Source organism: Ensifer adhaerens (assembly GCF_001270265.1).
Taxonomy (GTDB): Bacteria; Pseudomonadota; Alphaproteobacteria; order Rhizobiales; family Rhizobiaceae; genus Ensifer; species Ensifer adhaerens_B.
The window spans coordinates 26770-47515 of sequence record NZ_LGAP01000025.1 but is presented as its reverse complement, the minus strand read 5'-3'; the positions used below and the strand labels follow the sequence as shown (position 1 = coordinate 47515).

The 20746-nt window shown below is 60.3% G+C and carries 20 protein-coding genes; 10 read left to right on the top strand and 10 right to left on the bottom strand.

Going from position 1 to position 20746, the window contains the following annotated elements; translation table 11 throughout:
- Positions 1-129: 129 nt before the first annotated feature.
- Positions 130-1185 carry a zinc ABC transporter substrate-binding protein ZnuA gene (gene znuA / locus AC244_RS26225; RefSeq protein ID WP_053251763.1) on the bottom strand — a complete coding sequence of 352 codons (1056 nt, stop codon included), beginning with the start codon at positions 1183-1185 and terminating at the stop codon, positions 130-132.
- Between the two features lie 203 nt (positions 1186-1388).
- Between znuA and AC244_RS26220 the strand changes: the two genes are divergently transcribed.
- The 3 genes from AC244_RS26220 to AC244_RS26210 are packed head-to-tail and all read left to right on the top strand — an operon-like array spanning position 1389 to position 3512.
- Positions 1389-2294, top strand: coding sequence for a zinc ABC transporter ATP-binding protein ZnuC (locus AC244_RS26220; RefSeq protein WP_053251762.1), 906 nt, complete (start codon positions 1389-1391; stop codon positions 2292-2294).
- The gene (znuB, locus tag AC244_RS26215; RefSeq protein WP_053251761.1) at positions 2287-3117 is read left to right on the top strand and encodes a zinc ABC transporter permease subunit ZnuB; all 831 of its coding nucleotides are present in this window, start codon (positions 2287-2289) and stop codon (positions 3115-3117) included. Before AC244_RS26220 ends, znuB begins: the two co-directional genes overlap by 8 nt.
- Positions 3117-3512, top strand: a complete 396-nt coding sequence (locus tag AC244_RS26210; RefSeq protein ID WP_053251760.1) for a Fur family transcriptional regulator — start codon at positions 3117-3119, stop codon at positions 3510-3512. The genes znuB and AC244_RS26210 overlap by 1 nt, the downstream gene beginning before the upstream one ends.
- 114 nt (positions 3513-3626) lie before the next feature.
- Here the strand turns inward: AC244_RS26210 and AC244_RS26205 are convergent, their stop codons facing one another.
- The 7 genes from AC244_RS26205 to AC244_RS26175 form a co-directional block, all read right to left on the bottom strand.
- Positions 3627-4157: a gamma carbonic anhydrase family protein gene (locus AC244_RS26205; RefSeq protein WP_053251815.1), complete on the bottom strand. Its 531-nt coding sequence runs from the start codon at positions 4155-4157 to the stop codon at positions 3627-3629.
- A gap of 189 nt (positions 4158-4346) precedes the next feature.
- A complete protein-coding gene (locus AC244_RS26200) occupies positions 4347-5033 on the bottom strand; it encodes a fumarylacetoacetate hydrolase family protein (RefSeq protein WP_053251759.1) in 687 nt (228 codons plus the stop codon).
- A gap of 67 nt (positions 5034-5100) precedes the next feature.
- A complete protein-coding gene (locus tag AC244_RS26195) occupies positions 5101-5304 on the bottom strand; it encodes a hypothetical protein (protein WP_063934152.1) in 204 nt (67 codons plus the stop codon).
- Positions 5305-5672: 368 nt separating this feature from the next.
- Entirely contained in the window at positions 5673-5912 is a 240-nt protein-coding gene (locus AC244_RS26190) for a DUF982 domain-containing protein (RefSeq protein WP_053251758.1), read from the bottom strand.
- A 156-nt stretch (positions 5913-6068) separates the two neighbouring features.
- On the bottom strand, positions 6069-6311 hold the full coding sequence (locus AC244_RS26185; protein WP_202596123.1) for a hypothetical protein: 243 nt from the start codon (positions 6309-6311) through the stop codon (positions 6069-6071).
- A gap of 397 nt (positions 6312-6708) precedes the next feature.
- Positions 6709-7092: a hypothetical protein gene (locus tag AC244_RS26180; RefSeq protein ID WP_053251757.1), complete on the bottom strand. Its 384-nt coding sequence runs from the start codon at positions 7090-7092 to the stop codon at positions 6709-6711.
- A 175-nt stretch (positions 7093-7267) separates the two neighbouring features.
- Entirely contained in the window at positions 7268-7729 is a 462-nt protein-coding gene (locus tag AC244_RS26175; RefSeq protein WP_053251756.1) for a DUF3828 domain-containing protein, read from the bottom strand.
- 324 nt (positions 7730-8053) lie between these two features.
- Between AC244_RS26175 and dusA the strand changes: the two genes are divergently transcribed.
- Complete coding sequence (gene dusA / locus AC244_RS26170) at positions 8054-9151, top strand: tRNA dihydrouridine(20/20a) synthase DusA (RefSeq protein WP_152976110.1); 1098 nt, start codon at positions 8054-8056, stop codon at positions 9149-9151.
- A gap of 308 nt (positions 9152-9459) precedes the next feature.
- On the opposite strand, the gene AC244_RS26165 is transcribed toward dusA, so the two are convergent.
- A complete protein-coding gene (locus AC244_RS26165; protein WP_025427309.1) occupies positions 9460-9672 on the bottom strand; it encodes a cold-shock protein in 213 nt (70 codons plus the stop codon).
- Between the two features lie 818 nt (positions 9673-10490).
- Between AC244_RS26165 and AC244_RS26160 the strand changes: the two genes are divergently transcribed.
- From AC244_RS26160 to AC244_RS26145, 5 genes are all read left to right on the top strand, one after another.
- The gene (locus tag AC244_RS26160; RefSeq protein WP_053251754.1) at positions 10491-11078 is read left to right on the top strand and encodes a J domain-containing protein; all 588 of its coding nucleotides are present in this window, start codon (positions 10491-10493) and stop codon (positions 11076-11078) included.
- 206 nt (positions 11079-11284) lie between these two features.
- On the top strand, positions 11285-12007 hold the full coding sequence (locus tag AC244_RS26155) for an LssY C-terminal domain-containing protein (RefSeq protein ID WP_053251753.1): 723 nt from the start codon (positions 11285-11287) through the stop codon (positions 12005-12007).
- A gap of 404 nt (positions 12008-12411) precedes the next feature.
- Positions 12412-13167 (top strand): DUF4239 domain-containing protein, encoded by a 756-nt coding sequence (locus tag AC244_RS26150; protein WP_053251752.1) that lies wholly within the window; start codon positions 12412-12414, stop codon positions 13165-13167.
- A gap of 137 nt (positions 13168-13304) precedes the next feature.
- On the top strand, positions 13305-14120 hold the full coding sequence (locus AC244_RS36745) for a hypothetical protein (RefSeq protein ID WP_152976109.1): 816 nt from the start codon (positions 13305-13307) through the stop codon (positions 14118-14120).
- The gene (locus tag AC244_RS26145; protein WP_152976108.1) at positions 14113-16335 is read left to right on the top strand and encodes a hypothetical protein; all 2223 of its coding nucleotides are present in this window, start codon (positions 14113-14115) and stop codon (positions 16333-16335) included. Before AC244_RS36745 ends, AC244_RS26145 begins: the two co-directional genes overlap by 8 nt.
- 38 nt (positions 16336-16373) lie before the next feature.
- On the opposite strand, the gene uvrB is transcribed toward AC244_RS26145, so the two are convergent.
- Positions 16374-19280, bottom strand: a complete 2907-nt coding sequence (gene uvrB, locus AC244_RS26140) for an excinuclease ABC subunit UvrB (RefSeq protein ID WP_053251750.1) — start codon at positions 19278-19280, stop codon at positions 16374-16376.
- Between the two features lie 437 nt (positions 19281-19717).
- Here uvrB and AC244_RS26135 point away from each other — a divergent pair, with 437 nt between their 5' ends.
- Positions 19718-20746, top strand: coding sequence for a FecR domain-containing protein (locus AC244_RS26135; protein ID WP_082367141.1), 1029 nt, complete (start codon positions 19718-19720; stop codon positions 20744-20746).

Sequence of the window (20746 nt, the reverse complement as noted above, 5' to 3'; positions counted from 1 at the left end):
GTGAGACGCCGCACGGAAGAGGCACGCTGGATGCTCGGGTCAAGCCCGAGCATGACCGAGAGACGGACGGGCGCGAGCGCCCACCTTGCCGCCTCGGGAGGACGGACTTCACCGCCTCGGGAGGACGGATCAGCTTGCCGAGGCGAGGCAGGTCTTGAGCGATGTGCCGATATTTTCCATCAGTTGGAAGTAGAGGTCCGGCCCGGCATCGAGCGTGGCCGCTTCAGGGTCGAGCGTGCCGGATTTCGCCGGCGTGCCTTCGATCACCACATTGATCAGCTTCGGCTCGAACTGCGGTTCGGCAAAGACGCAGGTCGCGCCCAATTCCTTGATCTTGGCGTGGATCTGCGAGAGCCGCTCGGCGCCCGGCAGAACCTCCGGGCTGACGGTGATGGAGCCGGCTACCCGCACCTGGTAGCGATGCTCGAAATACTGGTAGGCATCGTGGAAGACGACGAAAGGCTTGTCCTTCACCGGGGCGACGGTAGCCGTCAGGCTCTTGTCGAGTTCGGCGAGGCGCTGGTTGAGCTTATCGAGATTGGCCCTGTAGGCGGCGGCATTGTCCGGGTCGGCTTCCACGAGCGTCTTTTCAATCTCGGCTGCCATCGCCTTGGCATTTTGCGGGTCGAGCCACATGTGCATGTCGAAACCGTCGTGATCGTGATCGTGCCCCTCGTGCGCGTGATCATCGGCGGCAGCGGCTTCGGGTGCTGCGGCATGGTCGTGTTCTGCCTCGCCCTCCGTGTGCTTGTGCCCTTCTTCCCCGTGACCAGCGTCGGTATGGGCTTCGCCTTCATGGCCTTCATCACCATGATCATGCGCCTCGAAGGCGCCGCCTTCGCGGAATTTCAGCTTCTCAAGTCCAGGCACCTCGCTGAGCTCCACCACCTTGGCGGCGCCGCTGAGCGCATCGAGCGGCTTGTCCAGAAAGGCTTCGAGCCCGGGGCCGACCCAGAAGACCACCTTGGCCGCCTGAAGTGCTGCGGCATTCGACGGTTTCATGTTGTAGGTATGCGGAGAGGCGGCACCCTCGACGATCAGCGACGGCTCGCCGACGCCCTGCATGATCGAAGCGACGAGCGAGTGGACAGGCTTGATCGAAGCCACCACATTGGGGCCAGCAGCCGCAACGGGCGACGAGAGCAGGATGGTGGAGGCAAAGAGCAGGGCGGAAGTCGATTTCATCGGTTTCTCCGGGCTTGAATGTCACGCAAGTCCCTGAACCAAATGTGGTTTTCGGCCAGGGACAGGCGCAGTTCGGACATCTAAAACGCCGAGCGCACGTCCGGTTGAACGTGTGGACGCTTTAATGTAATGTTATTACATCAATTGCGTTATGCTATAACGTGTGCGATAGCCAGTGGCAACCGCCAATCCGGAATTTTTTGATGCTGAATTTCCGATCCCCAGAAACGACGCCGCTGGTCCGGCTGAACAATGCCGGCGTCAGCCGCAACGGCCGCTGGCTGGTGCGCGGCGTCGAGTTTTCGATCAGTCCCGGCGAGATCGTCACCCTGATCGGCCCCAACGGCTCGGGCAAATCGACGACGGCAAAGACTGCGATCGGCGTTCTGAAGGCCGATGAGGGCTATGTCGAGCGCAAACCGGGCCTGAAGGTCGGCTACGTCCCGCAGAAGCTGGCGGTCGACTGGACGCTGCCCTTGACGGTCGAGCGGCTGATGACGCTGACCGGCCCGCTGAAAGGGCGCGAAATCGAGGAGGCGCTGTCGGCGACCGGGGTTTTGCATCTGGCGAGATCCGAAGTGCAGCATCTGTCGGGTGGGGAGTTCCAGCGCGCGCTGCTCGCGCGGGCGATCGCCCGCAAGCCGGACCTGCTGGTGCTCGACGAGCCGGTGCAGGGCGTCGACTTCAGCGGTGAGATCGCGCTCTACGAACTGATCAAGCAGATCCGCAACCGCACCGGCTGCGGCATTCTGCTGATCTCGCACGATCTGCATATCGTCATGGCCGAGACCGACACGGTCGTCTGCCTCAATGGCCATGTCTGCTGCCGCGGCACGCCGCAGGCGGTCAGCCAGAGCCCGGAATACCAGAAGCTTTTCGGCCGCCGCGCCGCCGGCGCGCTTGCGGTCTACAGCCACAATCACGACCACACCCACCTGCCTGACGGTCGTGTGCTGCATGCGGACGGCTCGATCACCGAGCATTGCTACCCCGGCGACGGCCACCACCACGACGAGGACGGCAACGTGCACGACCATGGCGAGGATTGCGGCTGCGGCCCCCATACCCGCCTGCATGGCTTCGAGGTGAAGGAGAAGCGCGATGCTTGACGATTTCTTCGTCCGGGCGCTGATCGCCGGCATCGGCATCGCCGTCATGGCCGGGCCGCTCGGCTGCTTCGTCATCTGGCGGCGCATGGCCTATTTCGGCGATACCATGGCGCATTCGGCGCTGCTCGGCGTCGCCCTGTCCTTGCTTCTCGACCTCAACCTGATGGTGGCGGTGTTCATCGTTGCGGCTGCCGTGTCGGTGCTGCTGCTCTTCCTGCAGCGGCGCGGGGCGCTGTCGACCGATGCGCTGCTCGGCATCCTGTCGCATTCGGCGCTGTCGATCGGCCTCGTCATCGTCGCTTTCATGACCTGGGTGCGTATCGATCTCGTCGGTTTTCTCTTCGGCGACATTCTGGCGGTGTCGGAATCCGACATCGACATCATCTGGGGTGGCGGCATCCTGGTGATCTTCGCCATCGTCTATCTCTGGCGGCCGCTGCTGGCGTCTACGGTCAATCCGGAGCTCGCCGAGGCCGAGGGCATGAGGCCGGAACGGGCGCGGCTGTTCTTCATGCTGTTGATGGCGCTGGTGATCGCCATCGCCATGAAGATCGTCGGCATCCTGCTGATCACCTCGCTGTTGATCATCCCGGCGGCCACGGCCCGGCGCTTTGCGACGTCGCCCGAAATCATGGCGGTTCTGGCCTCGGTGATCGGCGCGCTTGCCGTGACCGGTGGACTTTTCGGTTCGCTGCACTGGGATACGCCGTCGGGACCGTCTATCGTCGTTGCAGCACTTGCGCTTTTCGTCCTGAGTCTGCTGCCGATCGGTCGGCGGCGGTTGGAGACAGCGTCTCATCCCACGCCTGGAGGGCATCACTGATGGCGACCCCGCAACTGACCAAGAACCAGACGATGGTGATGGATGCGCTCAGCCATTCCGAAGGCCCCTTGAGCGCCTACACCATTCTCGACAAGCTGCGCGATCAGGGTTTTCGCGCGCCGCTGCAGGTCTATCGCGCGCTCGACAAGCTGCTCGAATATGGCCTCGTGCATCGGCTCGAAAGCCTCAACGCCTTTGTCGCCTGCACATGCCCGCACGAGCATGAGCATGACCACGGGGTAACGGCCTTCACGATCTGCGAAGGTTGCGGGCAGGTGACCGAGTTCCACGACATGGCGATCGAGCAGCGGTTGTCGGCGCTGACGCGCGCCCAGAACTTCAAGACGGAAAAGACCACCATCGAGATCCGCGGCCATTGCCAGAGCTGCGCCTGACAGGACGCTGCTACGGAGCAGCCGGGCTTGGCGTGCACGAGAGCATGTGCGCAGGCCGGCTTTGCGTATTCCCTTAAACGGCGTCACATCTGACGTGGAGTGCTGTCGCCCAATTCAGCCGAGTTTTGTCAACTGCGTCGCGTAGCGCTGCCAGTTCTTGACGTAATGGCTGGCCGAGCGCTTCAACCCTTCGACTGCGGCATCGTCCAGCAGACGGATCGCCTTGGCGGGCGCACCGACGATCAGCGAATTATCGGGGAATTCCTTGCCCTCGGTCACCAGCGCATTGGCACCGACCAGGCAGTTGCGGCCGATCTTCGCGCCGTTCAGTACCGTTGCGCCCATGCCGATCAGCGAGTTGTCGCCGATGGTACAGCCATGGATGATGGCACCATGGCCGATGGTGCAGTCTTCGCCGATGGTGACGGGAAAGCCGGGATCGACATGGATGACGGTGTTTTCCTGAATGTTGGTGCGGGCGCCGAGCCGGATCGGCTCGTTGTCGCCGCGTAGCGTCGCGCCAAACCAGATACCGACATCCTCGCCGATCTCGACCTGGCCGATGACGTTGGCGTCAGGCGCCACCCAGTAGCTGCCCTCGGGCGGGGTTTGTGGGCGCAGCGGTCCAAGGGCATAGAGCGGCATCGGGCGATCCTTGTGGCTCAAGCATTTCCAGGAAAAGTGCGTAGCGGTTTTCCGTAAGGAAATGCGTCAAAGGTGGTTAGAGCATTTCCAGGAAAAGTGCGTAGCGGTTTTCCGTGAGGAAATGCGTCAAAACAAACGAAAGGGCGCTTCCGTGACTCCGTCTAAAACGAAAGTGGAAGCGCTCCGATTTTAGAGAACGGTGACAGCAAGGGCCGCCACGCCATCGACGCCGCAGGTCACCGTGTCGCCGCGAACGACCGGACCGACGCCCGAAGGGGTCCCGGTCATGATGACGTCGCCGGGGGCGAGGGTAAACAGCCGCGAAAGCTCCGAGATGACTTCGGGTATCTTCCAGATCATCTGGTCGAGATCGCCGTGCTGGCGCAGTTCGCCATTGACCTTCAGCCAGATATTGCCGTTGGCGGGGTGGCCGATCGCCTCAACCGGCACGATCTCGGAAACGGGGGCCGAATGTTCGAAGGCCTTGGCGGCAGCCCACGGCTTGCCGGCCTTCTTGGCTTCGGCCTGCAGGTCGCGGCGGGTAAAATCGATGCCGACGGCATAGCCGTAGACGCAATCGAGCGCCTGTTCGACCGGGATATCGGCGCCGCCGCTCTTCAAGGCGACAACCAGCTCGACCTCATGATGCACGTCCGTCGTGCGCGGCGGGTAGGGGAAGGCCTTGTCGGCCACCAGCAGATTGTCCGGGTTCTTCTGGAAGAAAAACGGCGGTTCGCGGTCCGGGTCGTGACCCATCTCGATGGCGTGGGCCGCATAGTTGCGGCCCACGCAATAGACCCGGCGCACGGGAAAACCCACGAGGCTGCCGGCGATCGGCAACAGGACGGGTGGCGAAAGTGGAATGACTGTTTGCATGGCTGTCCGGCTGTTTCGAATCCCAGCCGGACGTTAACACCCTGTTCGGGTGCTGCAAGGGTTTATCTCAGGCGCAGCAGGCGTAGGCCTGCAACTGGTCGCGCGTGAGAAACCGGCCGTCGGACCGAGAGTTCAGTTCCGGATGGCTGTATTCTAGGCTTGGTACTTGAAGTTCCAGGGCTTGGCGCACGGTCATGATGCCGACATCGCGACGGTCGCCGTCGCGCTTCACACTGACTTCAACGATGCGATAGAGATTCTGCTCGCTCATGATATCTCTCCCGTTTTCGTTGTCCCTTATCTGGGACATTATGCTTTTCCCTTAATGGGATTGAGGCGCTTCGAAATTGGTTTTTATGAGGCACCTCATAATATAGCGGAGAGAAATGAACGCTTCACGACAGAAATCGGGCCATTTCCGGGAAATTTGCGAGCGATTTGAAGATGGTGCGCCGAAATGGCACGCTACCTCAATCACCGAATCCCATGTGCAGGCTCTGTCCGGGCGTGCGGTCGCGCCGCCACAAGTCATTTCTCTCAAAAGGCGCCAGACATCAATCAAAACAACATCCAGCGTGCTCTTCGCATGCTGGCGGCACGAGGCGAGTGCAGAGGCACCAGCCTGGGCGGCAAACCCTCTTAGTGGGCTTTCAGTTCGGCTTCGCGTGCGGCTGAGATAAACAGCGATCGCGCTTCTTCGACCGTGCGGCGACCGTCGATCGCAGCGCGGCAGGCGCTGCGGGCGGCGACATAACTCGGTCCGCGGCGCGGCCACTGGTCGGCAAGGCAGGCGAGCGCGTCTGAAGGGCCTTTGACGGTGCGAACGTCTCCGGTCACGAGATCGAGTTCGATCGGCTGGTTCCAGATGATTTGATGCATGCGTCTCCTCCTCGAGATCATCTCAATGAATGTCGGCATTGCGACCGCTTGCGACAGGGCTCCTCCCACGCGGCAAACGGTCTGTTGTGCTAATGTAGCGCAGGATAACGCTTTTGTAAGCAGCTTTTGAGGGTGTGTTTTGCTGCGGTGCAACCTCTAATCCGAGGTCGATGTCTCCGCCGGCAGGCGTGAGGCAAACCAGCGGCCGACGACGAGCAGCAACTGCTCGTTTGTCGTGCCTGCCAGATATTCGTCGATCAGCATGCGCGCGTGCCGGCGGGCGTGCTCGCTGTCGCGCGGCCAGTGATGTTCGGCGCAGATATTGTCGAAGACGCGCTGCAGCGTGTCGATGTCCGGCTGCGACAGCGCAATGCATTGTGTCGAGCGCAAAGGATTCACGCCTGTCTCCCCCGGCACCTAAGCCCCGGTGCCCGGCGAACTATGCCACAACGCCCTATAATTGAACCCCTGGGGAATGAGGGGTTCCGGTAGCAGATCGGCAGCGGAAAGCGCCGGCGTTGGCCAACCGGGCAACTGCTGGACGGCAGATGGCGGCTATGGCCAGCGGTTCGGCGCCCGGGCCGTCTGATCGCAAACAATGCTCGACAAGACCTTCGGGTCTTGCCTTGCGCTTGTTTCCTTCCATCCAATCCCATGGACCTGAACAGAATGGATGAATTTAATAGGTCCTGGCCCTAGGCGCTCATCTGGCCGGGCGGGACGGATTTCGACCTCGGGCATGGCCGCCTCTCTTTATCATTGCAGGGTCACCCGGCACCGCGACCTCGTTGGTGTCTCAGACCGGTCCGACGCCTGCCACCTTGGTCTGGCGTCCGCCTTCCTCGATCCTGACATAGTCGGGCCCGATCCGGGCGAACTGGTCGCAGCGCCTGCCGCCATCCTCGAATGTGATGCAGACCTCGTCGCCTGCGATCGTGTAGGTTCCGCCGTCGCGCACTTCGTAATCGCGATAGCCATAGCGGCCATCGGCAAAGTAGGAGGAGACGACGCCATTGATCGTGTAGCGCAGCGACTTGCCGACGATGAGGGCCTGAAGATCGGCTCCGGAGAGCGTCGGCACGGAGGGGGGCTTCGGCCTTGCGACCTCCTGGTCCTCGAGCGCCATCGACTGGCAACCCGCGAGCTGGAGAGTGAGGAGTGCCACGATCGCACGTTTCATGCCGTCTTCCCTTGTTCCTGCCTTCTGTATCGATACAGGGACGCTGCCCTAATCGCCTGTGATGCTGCCTGTCAACCCGGTGATAGTTGCATCGGTCGGTTTGCGCCGCCCGGCCACGCGTGAATTCGTCTCTGTGCCGCACATCGAGCGGTGTCAGCTGCCTTGCGGCGTCGCTTCAATAGTGCGCGTTGGCGAAGATCTCGCTCAACGTCCACCGGGTTTCGCCCTCGGTGCTTTCGATGTCGTCAACCTGCCAGTTGCCGGCTTCGTTCACCAGGCTGTACCGTAGGGCGACCGGCACCGAAAAATTCTCGAAGCGTACAGTGATAACCGCCGACTGCGCGCTGATTTCCGCCTTGCCCACACGTAGGTCGGCGATGTCCCAATCCTGACCGTTGATGACGGGATCGAAGTCGATGGCGCCGACCTCGCCCTGGCTCTTCTTTGCGTCGGCTTCATAGAGCTTGGTGAGGCCGTTGGAGAAAAACGCATCGCGCTCCGAGGTGTCGCCATTGCTCAGATAGGGCGCATAGAGCGCTTCGATCAACGTTGCCGGCGTTTTGAACGGCTGGGCGAAGGCGGTTGACGCACTTGCGACCGCAAGGCTGAGCGTAGCAACGCGTGTGAATTTTCGCATGGAAAAGTCCCTCATCGAATCCCAGCGCCGTTCTTATCAAGGAAGCGCGCTCGGCCATCGCGCCAATTTTGGTGCCGTTCCCGTCGCAGGACTGGCCGGGGCAGCAACGGATGGATGCAGCGCCGGGTGGCCAGTGCGGCCCTCTCGTGCTATGGGGCTGCGGGCGGCGCCCTAGCCGACACCAATTTGGGCCCGACACCAACTTGGTGCGTTCGTTTCAATGCCGTCCTCCTGGATTGCTACAAAACCGGCCGCTCTGCACCTATCTGACAGGGACGGCCGCACGAAGGTCGAATTCGCGCGCTCGCCGCGCACCGATCGTTTATGAGAGACTTGCCTGATATGGCCGAAATTTTGCGCAACAGCCGCTATTTCAAAAGCCCGGTCTTCGCCGTGGCCCCTATGATCGACTGGACCGATCGGCACTACCGCTTTTTCGCGCGCCGGCTTTCGCGGCATGCGCTGCTCTATACCGAGATGATCGTTGCCGATGCGATCCTGCGCGGTGATCGTGGCAAGCTGCTTGGCCATGACGCCTCGGAGCATCCGGTGGCGCTGCAGCTTGGTGGCAACGATCCGCGCAAGATGGCGGAAGCGGCGCGCATTGCCGAAGAGTGCGGCTATGACGAGATCAATATGAATGTCGGCTGCCCGTCGGACCGGGTGCAATCCGGCACGTTCGGCGCCTGCCTGATGCAGGAGCCCGGCGTGGTGGCGGAATGCGTGGCGGCGATGAAGGCAGCGGTCCGGATTCCGGTGACGGTCAAATGCCGCATCGGCGTCGACGAGCAGGATCCGGAACTGGCGCTGCGCGATCTGGTGTCGCGCGTGACCGACGCCGGCACGGACGCCGTCTGGGTGCATGCCCGCAAGGCCTGGCTGCAGGGGCTCTCGCCCAGGGAAAACCGCGACATCCCGCCGCTCGACTACGACCTCGTGCATCGTTTGAAGGTGGAAAACCCCGATCTTTTCATCGGCCTCAACGGTGGACTTCAGACTTTGAGTCAGTCTCTTGCGGAGTTGAAACACCTCGACGGCGTGATGCTCGGCCGCGCCGCCTACCACGACAGCGCCATGCTGTCGGCGGTCGATGGCTTCTTCGCCCATCCGCTGACCGGTGCGCCGGCGCTTGATCGCGACGGTGCCGATTTTTCAGAGCGCGGCCACCGGCTCGACCTCGTCTTCTGGGCGGAGCTGCGCGACGCGATGGCCGATTATGCCGCCGGCCATATTGCCGCCGGCGGGCGGCTGGCCCATGTCACGCGCCATTTGGTCGGGCTGTTCCAGGGCTGGCCGGGTGCGCGGCGCTATCGCCAGATCCTCTCATCCGACGCCACTCGGCCAGGTGCAGGGCCGGAAGTCATCCACGCGGCCTTCGACGCCGTGTTCGAGGCGGCCGCTGCCAAGCAGGCGGCGGAATAGGTCCGAGTTCGTCTCGGAAACGGTCGCTGTTCCTTCACCAGCCGGTGCCTGTCGTAGGGGGCAGCGGCGGTGCGTGCGAAGGACGGGAACTCCGACGGTCCCATAGTCGCCGTCATCCTCGGCCTTGAGCCGAGGATCCATGCCCGCTCGGCAGATCCGGTGCAGGCCAGAGGGTCTCGTCGGCGCTGTTCACGTGACCTGTGGCTGGCCAGCGTGCTGGAGCACTTCCGACGCAAACCAATAGCCCAAACGAAAACGGCGCCCCCTGGGGAGCGCCGCTTCCAAAAAGTCCAGTCGGACGATCCGGCTTACGAAGCCTGGATGTTGACGGCCTTCGGGCCCTTGCCCATGCGGTCAGCTTCGGTGTCGAACGTGACAACCTGGCCGTCCTTCAGCGTAGCAAGGCCAGCGGCCTGTACAGCGGAGATGTGGACGAAAACGTCCTTAGCGCCGCCGTCCGGCGTGATGAAACCAAAACCCTTGTCCTGGTTGAAGAATTTTACGGTGCCCTTAGTGGCCATGGAAGAAGTCCTTTTCCTTCAGTCTTAAAGCTATACCCGCGCCCCCGGGGGGATGTGGGTGTGTCGTCTTCCGCATACAAGCGGATAGGCGTCGAGTAGTCACGATAACGGGGAAAGAACGTCCATTTGCCGCTTCCGGCCGGCCCGGCAAGCCGGGCACAAAAGAGAAAGTCCAGTCTCCGGGATTGAAAACGCCCGAACGGTAGCAGCAGTGACAGTATTTGCAAAAAAACGCAAGAGCCATTCGCGCGGCTTATTTCGGGAAAAGAGCCCGCCAACCACGGCATTTTCAGGGGTTTTGGGCCTGGGGCCGACACGCCGCGCGAGCACCGGCCCGTGCAGGCGCGACCAACTGCGGCGTCCGTCACGTAATATCCTTTCTCCTCGATGGCCGGCAACATGGCCCAAGGTCTGGGGGATATCGACAGGAGATGCCGAAAGTGACTTAAGGGCCCTGGCTTGCCATCCGGGTGGCCGCCACCGATTGCTGCTCTTGCGAACGCCGCCGCTCGCCCAGTCGGCTCATGCTACCGCCGGCGCATGGCGCGCAAAAATCGGGGACGGCCTGTTTCTGACCACAATTTCGTCCCGACCGCGGACGAACGTGCGCGCCGCCGCGTCGGACGGGCGACCGCCTCGGGCGTGAGTTGGCCCGATGAAGGCGCCGGCAGGGTGCGGTGCTGATCCCCATCACATCGCATCAGCACTTGAACAAGTTTGGGATAACGCGCAGGCTTTACCGGTGATTGGTTCCGGTCTTCGGATGCGTGCGTTAGGTCAGGCGGAGAAATCGGAATGCGAGACGAACAGGGGGCAGCGTGATCGATCCCTACGAGACACTTGGCGTGGACCGCGATGCGAATGACCAGGCCATCCGCACGGCCTATCGCAAGGCAGCCAAGGCGGCTCATCCCGACTCGGGCGGCGATGCCGAGCAGTTTGCCCGGCTGCAGGCGGTCTATGATCTCCTGAAGGATCCGGTGCGCCGGAAGGTCTATGACGACACCGGCTACGACCCGCAGCTCGCCGAGCCGCGCGACCTCAAGGGCCTGATGATGCTGGAGACGCTGGTCAACGACTTCATCCTCGACGAGCGCGAACCCGGCAGCTTCGACCCCGTCGCCGCCATGCGTCGCAAGCTCTCCGACGATATCGTCAAGAGCCGCTTCCATATCCTCGAGCTGGAGCGCCACCGCGCCCGCGTGCGCAAACACCTCGACCGCCTCGGCCGCCGGCCGGAGACCGACGTGCTCGGCTCGATGCTGCGCGCCCGCTCACGCTCGATCGCCGAGGCGATCAAGACTACCGAAGAGCAGATCAAGACGATCGAACAGGCCTATGAAATGCTGGAAGGCTATTCCTACGAGCTGGAGGCGCTGGAGGTGAAGGCGCACGCGGCGGAGTAGAGGCGGGCGCGGGTCAGGATCGGCACGATTGTCGCCACGCGTTGCTTTCCAAGCCGTATCAGGTTTAGCTGATATCGCCGCACTACAGCGCCGCGCGTCTTATCAGACGCGCAAAGCTCGCTGTAGCGCTCTGAATTGCTGCATGTTTTTATCCTTAAATCGGCTACGATTTAAGGAAACATGCAGTAGGATTGGGATGAACGCAGATGACCCGTCGCAGGAAAATTCGTGCATCGCTGAGCGTCCTGGCGGCCGGGCTCATTGCCTATCTGCTGGTCAGCTACTTCCTGCTGCCGGAGTTTTGGATTTTTCGCGACCGGAGCCGGGTTGACGGTTTCAGCTCCATGGTCAGCACCACGGAGCAGGATATCCCCGGCGACCCGATCAATGTCGGCCTCGTCGGCTCCAGGGAGCAGGTGATCCGCGCCTTCGCGGCGGCCGGCTGGGATCCGGCCGACAAGATCACCCTGCGTTCTTCAGTCGATATCGGATTGAGCGTGGTGCTCGATCGGCCCGACCTCGATGCGCCCGTCAGCCCCTTGTTCTTCGAGGGCCGGAAACAGGATCTGGCCTTCGAGAAGCCGGTCGGCAACAGCGCCGACGAGCGCAACCATGTGCGCTTCTGGCAGAGCAAACAGACCGGGGCGGATGGCAATCCGCTCTGGCTCGGTTCGGCCAGCTTCGACCGCGGCGTCGGCTTCAGCCACGACACCGGCCAGATCACCCACCATATCGGCCCGGATCTGGACGCCGAGCGCAACCTGGTGATGTCAGACCTGCAAAAGGCCGGGCAGGTCTCATCGACCTACGAAGTCCCCGGTATCGGCGCCACCAAGACCGGCCGCAACGGCGGCGGTGATCCCTATTTTACCGATGGCAAGGCGCTGGTTGGGGTGCTGGGGCCGGTGACGGTCGGCGGTGGCGGCTAAGGTGTGGCCCGCGATCGCCAGGCGATGACCAACCTGGCGGCAACGTCGTGTCCCGACTATCGGCTTGTCGCGGAATCGAGCGCGTGGGCAAAAACTCTGCGTGCTCGAGGGCGTTGCGCGCCTCGACAAAGTTCCTATCCTACAGTGCCGCGCGTCTTATCAGACGCGCAAAGGTCGCTGTAGCGCTTTGAATTGCTGCATGTTTTGTCCATAAATCGGACAGGATTTAAGGAAGCATGCAGTAGGCGCCGGTGAGATGCCCCGGCTAGAGCAATTCCAGGAAAAGTGTGAAACGGTTTTCCGTCCGGAATTGCGTTACTTCAACGAGTTAGATCATTTCACTGTTTCGATGAAACAATGAAATGATCTAGAGGGCGGCGGCATGACGGGGGGCGAAGGCTGGAATGAGCGCGATCTTGATTGCCGTTGCCGCATTCCTCTGTCTGACCGTTGCGGCGCTCGGCATGATGCATGTCTACCCCAAGCTGCCGGCGCGCCATCGCGACGACGATACCAATACCGTCGTGCGGCTCGTCGCCAATATCTTCGTGGTCATGGCGTCGCTGGTTTTCGGGCTGATGATCAATTCGGCCAAGAACACATTCGAGGGCATCGACGACAATGTGCATTCCTTCGCGACCAATCTGATCCTGCTCGACCGAACGCTCAGGACCTACGGCCTCGCCGGCAACGATGCGCGGCAATATCTGATCGCCTATGTCGAAGGGGCGATCGCCAATCCCGAGCGCGTGAACGATGCGCTGCACGAGGCGCGCAATGCCGGCCAGCAGCGGCTGGACACTGTTGGCAACAGCCTGGCGGCCATCCAACCTGCCGACCGCCTGCATGAATCCCTGCTGGTGGACGCGCGACAGCTGTATAGCCGCATCGTCGAACAGCGCTGGATGATCGTCGAGCAGTCGGAGGGCGCGATCCCCATGCCCGTTATCGGCATGATGATTGCCTGGATGACGCTGATCTTCGCCAGCTTCGGCTACCGCGCGCCGCAAAATGCCGTCGTCATCGCCATGTTCGTCGTTTCGGCGATGTTCATCGCCGCCTCTGTTTATGTCGTGCTCGACATGGACATTCCGTTCAGCGGCGCGATCCAGATTTCCGACGCGCCGCTGCATCGGGCGCTGGCGGAGATGAAGGTGTAGTCGGGAGGGCGGTGGCGGGGCTTGGTCCGCCCTAACATCGGTTGGGTAGAAAAAAGGCGTGAACTACTGAGGATTGTATTTGTCAGCGGACGGTTCGTCAGGCTAGCTGTCATGACGTCAGCTATAAGGACGACTAAATGTCGACTGAATATCGCGAGTTTATGCAAAGAAACGTAGACGCTTACAGATTATTCTTTGAGATTGAAATTATTCTTAGAGAGCTTATTACAGCGAAGTTAAAAGAAAAATTTGGCCATAAATGGCAGAAGCAAGGCTTACCTGAAGATGTTAGAAAAAGAGTAACGGAAGGTCTTATCTATGAGCGTGGAATTGGTTGGGATCGAAGAGTTGCGCATACTCCGTTATACTATTCTGATTTTCCTCACCTCCGAAAATTAATAGAAATGACTCAGAATTGGCCGATGTTCTCAGGCATATTTGATAGCAAATCTGGCACGACGGTTCCATTGGCAGACTTGGAAGTTATTCGTAACAATATCGCCCATGTTCGCTATTTATCTGACGCCGAGTTGTCTATCCTGAATGCTGCGCACACAAAAATAATATCTAGCATACCCGAGGCCGAACTCGAACAATGCAAAGAGAGTGCGGGGTTGCATATACCTGTGGTGCGGCATGTAACCGATTTGTCTCTTCTTTTTGGGGAAATTACCAAGACGATGCAATTAGGTGCTGCGTTTGAATCTTCAGACGCCTCTTTACTTAATTGCATTAGCGAATGGTGGTTCGATAGCGACTATCTAGGTGTTTCAATCGATGATTGCGAACGTTTCTCAGGGTTGTGTCTTGAGTATATTGATATACCAAGAGGCATTGGTCAGGCTGTAGTGCGAAGGAACTGGGTTATATCAAAGGATGCTGTATCTATTGGCCAGAGATCTGTTGGAATTCTAAAAGAATTATTGTCTAAACTGGAAGTGTATAATGCTTGAGAAGTTGCGGGAGTTATCAAACCCATTTGATTTTGCAAATCCCGTGTCGGATGAGCGATCATTCTACGGTCGGAGCTCGGAAACGGCTGACGTTATATACTATCTCAACCATGCTAGGAGTACGCAGAAGCCAATACATTTGGCCCTAGTTGGCGCAAGAGCCTCTGGAAAGACAAGTTTCTTAAATATGGCTGAGTTGGAGGCCAAGAGGCGAGACTTCTGCTGTGTCAGAATAAACCTAAACGAAGGTGACGTTCGGACGGATTTAGATTTTTTTAGAAAGCTTTTCCATTCGGTTCTGATGGCGGCGTTTGGTTCTGGCGCTTATGGTGGAAGGAAAAGCCCGACATTCTTCAGTTATTTAGAATTGAATGCTAGCGGAACCCTCTCCGATCTGGAGCAGATGCCGTTGATTTGTGCGATAATTATTGCCTCAGCCGTCAAAAGTGGAAATATAAATCTTAATGTTCCTGATGATATGCTTCAGGAAGATTTGATAAATATAAGGAGTGAACTTAAAAAGCCTATATTGATTTTGGTTGATGAATGCAATGTTCTTCGGGAAAACAGGATAATACTTGAAAAACTAAGAAATATTTTCATGAACATGACTGGTTTCATGTTGATGTTTGCTGCTACTGATGACTTCTTTCCGGTGATGGACGAGGTGTTTTCGCCCATCATGAGGCAATTTAAGCGCATTGATATCGGGCCGTTCAAAGGAGAGGATGACGTTAAGCAGTGCATCAGGGGGCCTTTGGAAAGGCTACTGCTGAGCGAGCGCGATGTGCGAAATCTTGCTCCGAGTCCATTCATCAGTGAAGTTGAGGCATTATCCGGCAGAAAGCCGTATGAGATTCAGCTTATTTGCCACGAGTTGTTCAAGCGTTGCCAAGAAGGTAAGTCGAAAAGATTTAGCCTTAATCTAAATACGTTAGAAAGCATTCAAGAAGTCCTTGCTCGTGGGCAAAACATCAACGATCGCCCGCTGCTCAAGACAGCACGAAAGATGAGAAGCAGCCTGTTTCAGGTGCTTGATGCGGCATGTGGTGGGACCGAGCAACTGGATATTGCTGACACTTGGCGTGTCGAATATCTGCTCAATGGCGAAAGTCGCTGGAATGAGGAGCAATATTTTAAGAACTGCTCCGAGCTAGAGGCCCTGGGTTTCATTAGAGTTGAGCCAGGTGCCGTAAGCTTCTGTGGAGATCAGTTCGATCGCATCTATCTGAAGTATCTCGCAAGAAGCAAAGCCGCGCGCCTAAGTCTCGCCGGTCTTTCGGCAGACGATTTTATATTCGCATCTTTCGGTCGAGTTGCTGAAGAGCTTGAGGGGTTACGCCCTATCGCAGGAGCTCGATCTGATGGCGGCCCACAAGATATCACACCGATTATTGATTGCATAGGAGGGGCACAATTGCCCACAGATTGCGATCTTACACCGTTGTTCGAAGGCATCCTTTTGGGTGTAATGTACCAAGATGTCGGTTCAAGCGTTCGGTTGTTTGAGCTCCGCTTTAAGGGAGATATCGGCTCCGGCCAGGCATGGTTCATTTGGCAAGACCCTGAGCATGTCGCGGGCCTCAAGAAACTGAGGAAAAGATTCGACGAGATTCGTAAGAACGGCACGAAGGTTCAAACGGAAATAGAGATTCTGTCCTGGGACCTCCGCGTCCCTTCACCGTTGGAAGTTTCCAACACGGTACAGGCACTGGGCGACGAACATTTGGCGACGAGGGTGGCAAACGAACTGATGGACATGGTCCAGTTCTTCTATGTACGTCAACGGGACAAGATGCGCGCTATGGAGGTTGCAAAGGCGGCGTTCAGATTGCAGCAAAGTCGCCTTCATCCGAGCGCAAACAACGTTGGCTACTTGTACATGGATCACCGAGATTTTGATGAGGCGCGCCTCTGGCTACAGGCAGCAATTCAATATGCGGAAGAGAACGAGCAGCAGCTCTATTTGTACAACAGTGGCGTTCTTTACGCTCTCACTGGCGACTACGTCGCGGCCAAGTTTGAACTGAGCCGCGCGAAGGAACAGAGGCAGGTCGGCGCGTCCTGCGCTCAGCGGCTTTACGTTGACGAGAACGGGAAACTCATGACGATTGAAGTTCTCGAACCACCTTCGCTACTTGCGCTAATTGATGAGGCGCTTGACGCAATATCAGCGATGTCGGAACAAAGTGTCACCTATCAGGTATTGTCTTAGTCTTAAAGGCATTCGCGAACTCTGTTCGCGTGAAACTATCACCGCCCCGGCCGCCCCGTCTTGCCTTTCGTCCGTCCCTTCTGCCGCTTCTCGTCGACCGGGTCCTCGTAGGATCCGACGCCCGGTTTGGCGCGGATGAGGGGCTTGTCCGGCACCTTGCCGACGACGGGCTTTTCGGTGCGGCCGACGGTCATTTCGTCGAGGGTGTTCTTGCGGAAGAGCGATTGGCCCTCGGCGTCTTTGCGTCCGGCCGGCGTCGCGACGTCGCGGCCCATTTCGTCGAGGTCGGGCTTGCGGAACAAAGAGTTGTCGTCGGCGGTGGATCCTCGGCTCAAGGCCGAGGATGACGACGAGGTGGAGGACGGCGAGGAGGAACCCTTGCCGCTGTCCGGCGCTGTTGCTTGGCCTTTCCTCCGTCCCGATCCACCCTCGATCGCCTTTGCCTCTTCGCGCGCCATCGGGTCGTCCATGGCGGCGAGTTCGGCGGCTTTGAGGCGCTTGATCTCGTCGCGCAGGCGGGCCGCCTTTTCGAAGTCGAGGTCGGCGGCGGCGTCGCGCATCTGCTTTTCCAGCGCGTTGAGATGCGCCTGCAGGTTGTTGCCGACGAGGTGGCCGCCGTCGGCAAAGCCCTTGCCGGCGACGCCTGATATGTCGGCGCGCACGTGGTCCTTCTCGTAGACCGAGTCGAGGATGTCGGAGATCTTGGCCTTCACCGATTCCGGCGTGATGCCGTTGGCCTCGTTAAAGGCCATCTGCTTTTCGCGGCGGCGGCTGGTCTCGTCCATGGCGCGTTGCATCGAGCCGGTGATCTGGTCGGCGTAGAGGATGACCTTGCCGTCGACGTTGCGGGCGGCGCGGCCGATGGTCTGCACCAGCGAGGTTTCCGAACGCAAAAAGCCTTCCTTGTCGGCGTCGAGGATGGCGACGAAGCCGCATTCGGGGATGTCGAGGCCTTCGCGCAAAAGGTTGATGCCGACGAGCACGTCGAACGCGCCGAGGCGCAGGTCGCGGATGATCTCGATGCGCTCGAGCGTGTCGATGTCGGAGTGCATGTAGCGCACGCGAATGCCCTGTTCGTGCAGGTATTCGGTCAAATCCTCGGCCATGCGCTTGGTCAGCACCGTCACCAGCGTGCGGTAGCCGGCAGCGGCCGTCTCGCGGATTTCGCCCAAGACGTCGTCGACCTGGGTCTTTGCCGAGCGCACTTCCACCGGCGGGTCGATCAGGCCGGTCGGGCGGATGACCTGTTCGGCAAAGACGCCGCCGGATTGCTCCAGTTCCCAACCACCGGGGGTGGCCGAAACGGCGATCGTGTCGGGGCGCATGGCGTCCCATTCCTCGAAGCGCAGCGGACGGTTGTCCATGCACGAGGGCAGGCGGAAGCCGTATTCGGCCAGCGTCGCCTTACGGCGGAAGTCGCCGCGATACATGCCGCCGATCTGGCTGACGGAGACGTGGCTCTCGTCGATGAACAGCAGCGCGTTGTCAGGGATATATTCGAACAGCGTCGGCGGCGGCTCGCCGGGATTGCGGCCGGTGAGGTAGCGCGAATAATTTTCGATGCCGGCGCAGGAGCCGGTGGCCTCCAGCATCTCGATGTCGTAGCGGGTGCGCTGCTCCAGCCGCTGGGCTTCGAGCAGGCGACCGCCCTTTTCCAGCTCGGCCAGCCGGTGCTTCAGCTCCTCCTTGATCGCCTTGATGGCGCCGTTCAGCGTCGGGCGCGGCGTGACATAGTGCGAGTTGGCGTAGATCTTGACCGATTTCAGGTCGCCGGTCTTCTGGCCGGTCAGCGGATCGAACTCGGTGATGGCGTCGATCTCGTCGCCGAACATGGAAATGCGCCAGGCGGCATCCTCCAAGTGGGCCGGGAAGATCTCGATGGTATCGCCGCGCACGCGGAACGAACCGCGCTGGAAATCCATGTCGCGGCGCTTGTATTGCTGCGCCACCAGGTCGGCCAGAAGCTGGCGCTGGTCGAGCCGGTCGCCGACGCTCATCTGGAAGGTCATGGCGGTATAGGTCTCGACCGAGCCGATACCGTAGATGCAGGAGACCGAGGCGACGATGATGCAGTCGTCGCGCTCGAGCAGCGAGCGGGTGGCCGAGTGGCGCATGCGGTCGATCTGCTCGTTGATCGAGGATTCCTTCTCGATGAAGGTATCCGAGCGCGGCACATAGGCTTCCGGCTGGTAATAGTCGTAGTAGGAGACGAAATACTCGACCGCGTTGTCGGGGAAGAAGTTCTTGAACTCGGAATAGAGCTGGGCGGCCAAAGTCTTGTTGGGCGCCAGGATAACGGCGGGGCGCTGCGTCGCCTCGATCACCTTGGCCATGGTGAAGGTCTTGCCGGAGCCGGTGACGCCGAGCAGCACCTGGCTGCGCTCGCCGGAGGACAGGCCCTCGACGAGATCGGCAATCGCCGTCGGCTGGTCGCCGGCGGGCTCATAGTCGGAGACCATGCGGATTTCGATGCCGCCTTCGGATTTCGGCGGTCGGGCGGGGCGGTGCGGCGTCCAGAGCTTGCCGTCCTTGAACAGCGGATTGCCGCTCTCGATCAGCGCCGACAGCGCTTCCACCGTGGCGGTGACGCCCGAGGTGGACAGCTTGTCGGCATCCTCCAGCGAGACGTCGAGGCCGGCGACCGGGTTGAGGCCCGCCGCGGCCCGCGTCTTCGGGTCGGTCGTCCCGCCCATAGATGTACCCCGAGCGGATTTGGACGCCGCGATCTCCACCTTCTTGCGGTGCTTGCCGGCCTTGGAGGCGACCTCGCGCTGGCTCTCGAAGGCAGAGGCCTCGGCATCCGCCTCGAGTTGTTTTACCCAATCGGAGACATTGCCGGACAGCGGCGTTCCCGACAGCGGCGCCTGCGGGGCTTCCTCGAAGCCGCCGGGCACTGTCGTTTTTTTGGGGGGATTTTTTGCAGACTTTTTCCGATCCTGGGCCATGGCGGGAATATGGACAGAGTCATTGCGAAAATAAAGGGGGAATGAGTACAAAAGGGAAACGAACTGCCCGGAATTTTCCCGGCGGCGATGGCCGGCTTGTCGCATTCTGGTTGCGCAATGTGCGGCATCGCCCCGGGGCGACCGCCTTCGTTCGGCTGTCGAAGGTTCGGTCAATTCCGCGCCCAACTCTGCTGCCTCCGGAGCGAGGGGTCCGATGCTTTAGCTGAACCCGCATGGCCGCTCCCTCGCACCGCATCGCCGGCCATGGGCGAACATGATCCTGGCGGCCGAAGTGCGACCCGACGGCCGCGATGTCGTGGTCGCACCTAGTGGTGGCGTGAGTTAGCTCATACAGGTTTTAATTGCTGGCCGTTACCCGAATGGGCGAGCAGACACCGATCCGTGCCGCGTGATAAAACTAACGGCTTGGAGGGACCATGTCGCGTTTGCGTGGTGCTGCCCTTATCGCTTTTCGTGCCATGCTGCTTTGCCCTGCCTCGAGCTTTGCGGCCGAACCTGTCGGCCAGGCAGTCTCGATCAGGACCGAGGTGGCGGGCGCGCGCGGTCCGCTGGCGGTCAGGGACCCGGTCTACCGGGACGAGCGAATCCGGACGTCAAAGTCCGGCCTTGGCCAGTTCGTCTTTCAGGATGGCACCAAGCTCGCCGTCGGTTGGGGCTCGTCGGTGGTCATCGATCAATTCGTCTACGACGGCAGCAAGTCGGTGAAGAAGCTGACGATCATGGCCGCCAAGGGCACTTTTCGCTGGGTCAGCGGCAAATCGAAACATTCCGCCTATGAAATCGTCACGCCCGCCGGCACGATCGGTGTGCGCGGTACGGCCTTCGATTTCTATGTCGGCCGCGACGGCACGACTGCGGTCGTGCTGCTCAACGGCGCGGCGAGCTTTTGCGGTGCCGGCGGGTGCCGGCAGCTGACGCGGCGCTGCGATTGTGTCGTTGCCACACCCGGCGGCGGGGTCAGCCAGGCCGCGCGCGTCAGCCAGCGCACGTTGCGCAGCCTTGGCAATGCCCAGGCCCTGCCTTTCCTTTCCGGCGGTCAGAGGCTTTCCGGCACGATAGGCGCGGTCGGTGCTGGTTGCGGGCTGCAGGCCGCGGTACGCGAGGATGTCGAGCGTCCGCCGGCGCAGATCGTGCCGGAGCAGGCGCCGATCGTGCGCGAGGAGCCTAAGCCGGAAAAACCGCGACCGGAAAAGCCGCATCATGAAAAACCCCACCATGACAAACCCGACCGCGATAAGCCGGATCGCGACAAGGGACATGGGCATCACGACAGGGACCATGACGACCACGACGATGATCACGACGCTTCCGGCGGCGACAACGGGCACGATGGCGACAATGGCGACGGCGGAGACCGGTCCGATCGCGATCATGGCAATGGAAACAATGATCGCCATGATGGACGTGACCGCGATCGAAGCGATCGCGACAATGACGACGATTGA

Bases quoted from the DNA above. Each gene is read 5' to 3' on its own strand.
- znuA (WP_053251763.1), bottom strand. From the start codon at position 1,185: ATGAAATCGACTTCCGCCCTGCTCTTTGCCTCCACCATCCTGCTCTCG.
- AC244_RS26220 (WP_053251762.1), top strand. From the start codon at position 1,389: ATGCTGAATTTCCGATCCCCAGAAACGACGCCGCTGGTCCGGCTGAAC.
- znuB (WP_053251761.1), top strand. From the start codon at position 2,287: ATGCTTGACGATTTCTTCGTCCGGGCGCTGATCGCCGGCATCGGCATC.
- AC244_RS26210 (WP_053251760.1), top strand. From the start codon at position 3,117: ATGGCGACCCCGCAACTGACCAAGAACCAGACGATGGTGATGGATGCG.
- AC244_RS26205 (WP_053251815.1), bottom strand. From the start codon at position 4,157: ATGCCGCTCTATGCCCTTGGACCGCTGCGCCCACAAACCCCGCCCGAG.
- AC244_RS26200 (WP_053251759.1), bottom strand. From the start codon at position 5,033: ATGCAAACAGTCATTCCACTTTCGCCACCCGTCCTGTTGCCGATCGCC.
- AC244_RS26195 (WP_063934152.1), bottom strand. From the start codon at position 5,304: ATGAGCGAGCAGAATCTCTATCGCATCGTTGAAGTCAGTGTGAAGCGC.
- AC244_RS26190 (WP_053251758.1), bottom strand. From the start codon at position 5,912: ATGCATCAAATCATCTGGAACCAGCCGATCGAACTCGATCTCGTGACC.
- AC244_RS26180 (WP_053251757.1), bottom strand. From the start codon at position 7,092: ATGAAACGTGCGATCGTGGCACTCCTCACTCTCCAGCTCGCGGGTTGC.
- AC244_RS26175 (WP_053251756.1), bottom strand. From the start codon at position 7,729: ATGCGAAAATTCACACGCGTTGCTACGCTCAGCCTTGCGGTCGCAAGT.
- dusA (WP_152976110.1), top strand. From the start codon at position 8,054: ATGAGAGACTTGCCTGATATGGCCGAAATTTTGCGCAACAGCCGCTAT.
- AC244_RS26165 (WP_025427309.1), bottom strand. From the start codon at position 9,672: ATGGCCACTAAGGGCACCGTAAAATTCTTCAACCAGGACAAGGGTTTT.
- AC244_RS26155 (WP_053251753.1), top strand. From the start codon at position 11,285: ATGACCCGTCGCAGGAAAATTCGTGCATCGCTGAGCGTCCTGGCGGCC.
- AC244_RS26150 (WP_053251752.1), top strand. From the start codon at position 12,412: ATGAGCGCGATCTTGATTGCCGTTGCCGCATTCCTCTGTCTGACCGTT.
- AC244_RS36745 (WP_152976109.1), top strand. From the start codon at position 13,305: ATGTCGACTGAATATCGCGAGTTTATGCAAAGAAACGTAGACGCTTAC.
- AC244_RS26145 (WP_152976108.1), top strand. From the start codon at position 14,113: ATGCTTGAGAAGTTGCGGGAGTTATCAAACCCATTTGATTTTGCAAAT.
- uvrB (WP_053251750.1), bottom strand. From the start codon at position 19,280: ATGGCCCAGGATCGGAAAAAGTCTGCAAAAAATCCCCCCAAAAAAACG.
- AC244_RS26135 (WP_082367141.1), top strand. From the start codon at position 19,718: ATGTCGCGTTTGCGTGGTGCTGCCCTTATCGCTTTTCGTGCCATGCTG.